Here is a 3,384-nt window from a genome sequence, read left to right on the forward strand (position 1 = left end):
ACGTCCCGGCGGGGCGCGGTGACGTGGCGGGCCTGGGTCTGGCGGCCGCCGGGCATCCGCTGCTGGGGGCGGTGGTGTCGCTGCCGGACGGACGCGGCACCCTGTGGACCGGGCGGTTGTCCCTGGCGGAGCAGCCGTGGCTCGCCGACCACACGCTGCACGGCTCCGTGGTGGTACCCGGAGCCGTCCTGGTCGAACTCGCCCTCCAAGCCGGCGAACAGGTCGGAAGCGGCCGCATCGAGGAGCTGACACTTCAGCAGCCCCTGGTGCTCGCCGGTACCACCGGGGTTCGGCTGCAGGTGGCCGTGACCGGTTCCGACGAGGCCGGCCGGTGGACCGTGACCGTGCACTCGTGCCCCGTCGGCGGCGGTGACGCCGGTGCGGGCCTGCTCGACGGCGAGGAGTGGACGCTGCACGCCACCGGGACACTGGCCGCCGGCGGGTGGCTCCTGCCCGCTCCCGACCTGGCGGTGTGGCCGCCGCCCGGCGCCGAGAAGACCGACGTGAGCGATCTGTACGACCGCCTGTACGACCAGGGCTACGGGTACGGCCCGGTCTTCCAGGGGCTGCGGGCCGCCTGGCGACGAGGCGAGGAGCTCTTCGCCGAGGTCGCGCTGCCGGAGACGGTGACCGACAGGGCCGCGTACGGAGTGCACCCGGCGCTGCTGGACGCCGTATTCCACGCCGCGATCGGCGCGGACGCCGAGGAGGTGCGGCTGCCGTTCGTGTGGTCCGGCGTGGAACGCGCCGGTGCGGGCGCGGCGGTCGTACGAGTAGCGCTGACGCAGTCGCCCGACCGTGAGCTGTCCGTGAGTGCGGTGGACGAGTCGGGCGCGCCGGTCCTGGCGGTCGAACGACTGGTTGCCCGGCCGGTGGCGCGGGAGCACCTGCGGGCCGAGGGCCGGGCCCTGCGGGACGCCCTGTTCGCCGTGGAGTGGAGGCCGGTCCCGGCGTCGACGGAGGTTCCCTCGGACTGGGGTGAGTGGGACGCGGCGGAAGGGGACGCGACGGAAGGGATTGCCGGGACGCCCCCTCAGGTCGTGTGGGCCCACGGCGGTGAGGCCGGGGAGGGCGCACCGGCGGCCACTGCTCGAGCTCTGAACGTTGTTCGCGAGTTCCTGTCGGACGAGCGGTTCGTCGATACGCGTCTGGTGGTGCTGACGCGTGGTGCTGTGGGCACGGGCCCCAAGGAGGGGATAGCGGATCTGGCGGCGGCCCCGGTCTGGGGCCTGGTGCGCTCCGCGCAGGTGGAGCACCCCGACCGGTTGGTGCTGGTGGACGTCGAGCCGGGCATGGACGCGGTCGCCGAGGCAGCCGCCCTGCGCATCGCGCTCGGCACGGCAGAGCCGCAGGTCGCGGTCCGCGACGGAAAGGCCCTGGCCCCGTGCCTCGCCAGGACCACGGCACCGCAGGACACCGGCGCCGCGACGGCGGGTTTCGGCCCGCAGGGAACGGTCCTTGTGACCGGCGGCACGGGTGGTCTCGGCGCGCTGGTGGCCCGGCACCTGGTATCGGCGTACGGCGTACGCGAGCTGTTGCTGGTCTCCCGGCGCGGCTCGGCCGCCGAGGGTGTGGACGAACTCATCGCCGGTCTTGAAGAGTCGGGTGCCCGCGTCCGCGTCGAGGCGTGCGACGTGAGCGATCGCGCCGCACTCGCCGCGCTGCTCGCGGCCCTCCCCGAGGACCGGCCCCTCACCGGCGTCGTCCACTGCGCGGGTGTCGTCGACGACGGCATCCTCGAGTCGGTGACGGCCGACCAACTGGCCGCTGTCATGAGGCCCAAGGCCGATGCGGCGCTGCATCTGCACGAGCTCACGGCGGACCTCGGCCTCGGCGCGTTCGTGCTGTTCTCGTCCTTCGCCGGTGTGGTGGGAGGAGCCGGGCAGGCGAGCTACGCCGCCGCGAACACCTTCCTGGACGCCCTGGCGCACGAGCGGAGTGCACAGGGGCTGCCTGCCGTCTCGCTGGCCTGGGGCTGGTGGGGTTCCGACGGAGGTCTCACCGGAGGACTGTCGGACGTGGACCGGGGTCGGCTCACCGCCCTCGGGCTGACCGCGATGTCCACCGAGGAGGGCCTCGAGCTCTTCGGAGCAGGTGTGGCTTCGGAGGCCGCACTGGTGGTGCCGGCGCTGTTCGACGTCTCCGGGCTGCGGCGCCGGGGCGCGGAGAACGTGCCGGCGGTGCTGCGGTCGCTGGTGCCGAGCGGGACGCGGCGCACGCGGGCCCAGGCGGGGCGGAGCGGCGGCGCGGACCTCGCCGACCGGATCGAGGGGCTGGCCGGGGCCGAGCGGCTGCGGGTCGTCCTGGACGGGGTGCGCGGCTACGCGAGCCAGGTGCTGGGCTACGGTGCGGATCGACTCGTCGGTGTCGACGTGCCGTTCAAGGATCTGGGTTTCGACTCGCTGATGGCGGTCGAACTGCGTAACCGCCTCAACCGTGCCACCGGTCTGCGTCTGTCGGCCGCCCTCGTCTTCGACCACCCCACGCCCAGGCGGATCGCCGAGTACCTGACGCGCGAGTTCGCGGGCCGGACGCGGAAGCAGCCTGTTCTCTCGGCGGCGTCGACGGTCGCCCCGGAAGACCCGATCGCGATCGTGGGCATGGCCTGCCGCTACCCCGGAGGGATACGCACCCCGGACGATCTGTGGCAGTTGGTTCTCGACGGCCGGGACGCCATCGGCCCGTTTCCCGACGACCGCGGATGGAACGTCGGTCCCACCGACGGTCCGTATGCCGCGGAGGGGGGGTTCCTGTACGACGCGGCGGAGTTCGATGCGGGTTTCTTCGGGATCTCGCCGCGTGAGGCGCTGGCGATGGACCCGCAGCAGCGGCTGTTGCTGGAGGTGTCCTGGGAGGCGATCGAGCGGTCGGGCATGGACCCGAAGTCTCTGAAGGGCAGCCGCACGGGAGTCTACGCGGGCGTGATGTACCACGACTACGCAGCGCGGCTGCGGGACATCCCGGAGGGCCTTGAGGGCTTCCTCGGATACGGCTCCGCAGGCAGCGTGGCCTCGGGCCGGCTGTCGTACTCGCTCGGGCTGTCGGGCCCCGCGGTGACGCTGGACACGGCCTGTTCGTCGTCCCTGGTGGCGATGCATCTGGCGGCGGACTCGCTGAGGCGCGGCGAAAGTGACTTCGCCCTGGCCGGCGGCGTGACGGTGATGGCGACGCCCGGAGCCTTCGTGGAGTTCGGTCGGCAGGGTGGTCTGTCGGCGGATGGGCGGTGCAAGGCGTTCGGTGCGGGGGCGGACGGTACGGGCTGGTCCGAGGGTGTGGGTGTGCTGGTCCTGGAGCGTCTGTCGGACGCGCGGCGCAATGGTCACCAGGTGCTTGCGGTGGTGCGTGGCAGTGCGGTGAATCAGGACGGTGCGAGCAACGGGTTGA

General features: G+C 73.0%; 1 protein-coding gene. It reads left to right on the forward strand.

What is annotated here, in order from left to right; genetic code table 11:
- On the forward strand, nucleotides 1–3,384 hold a 3,384-nt coding region (locus tag IE198_RS34725; protein ID WP_189894060.1), incomplete at both ends, for a type I polyketide synthase.

The sequence above is a fragment of the Streptomyces xantholiticus genome, assembly GCF_014651015.1.
Taxonomy (GTDB): Bacteria; Actinomycetota; Actinomycetes; order Streptomycetales; family Streptomycetaceae; genus Streptomyces; species Streptomyces xantholiticus.